This window comes from Agrobacterium sp. MCAB5 (assembly GCF_052114365.1).
Taxonomy (GTDB): Bacteria; Pseudomonadota; Alphaproteobacteria; order Rhizobiales; family Rhizobiaceae; genus Agrobacterium; species Agrobacterium tumefaciens.
The window spans coordinates 1-554 of the sequence record NZ_JBFREP010000169.1 but is presented as its reverse complement, the minus strand read 5'-3'; the positions used below and the strand labels follow the sequence as shown (position 1 = coordinate 554).

Here is a 554-nt window from a genome sequence, read left to right as displayed (position 1 = left end):
GGAGTCTTTAGAGAAAAATTTGGTGTCAGTGATTATCAGAAAAAGAACGGGAGAGTCTGGTATGGCTTAGGACATTGTGTCCCGGTATGGCTCCAGCTTAGGCCAAGACCGGGACCCGAGAGTTTTCAAGTCGTCGAGCCGTTAATCACGCTTGTTCAGCTTTCATTGTCTCGCTTCCGGTATTTTCCCGGCTCGAATACGCAAGGGAGCGAAGAGTGAACTATCCGGGCAAGCAGGAATTTGCTGACTGCAAGACCATTGCGGCAGATATAATCACAGAAATGTGTAATCAAAATCCTCCAGACTTTTTCAACAATGTTAATAATAGACCTCAAATTGGTTCGTTAAATACAGTTCACTTGAGTATCGCTGCTGTTACTGGTGACTTCAGCGCAAAATACCACGAGCTCGAAAAGCTCAGTGCGGAAGTTTCATCGAACGCAATAGTTATCTATTGCCCATTCAATAATGCTCGGCTCGTTTACGTGAAGAATGGCAATAGGGATCACCTTTCCTCACTGGAGCGCGCTATCTACGGGGCGATAGTTCACGAA

General features: G+C 45.8%; 2 protein-coding genes. Both read left to right on the top strand.

What is annotated here, in order from left to right; all coding sequences use genetic code 11:
- Nucleotides 1-219 (top strand): hypothetical protein (locus AB4Z23_RS28030; protein ID WP_441361247.1); only part of this gene is annotated, 219 nt, incomplete at its 5' end.
- On the top strand, nucleotides 216-554 hold a 339-nt coding region (locus AB4Z23_RS28025), incomplete at its 3' end, for a hypothetical protein (protein WP_441361246.1). The genes AB4Z23_RS28030 and AB4Z23_RS28025, both read left to right, overlap by 4 nt.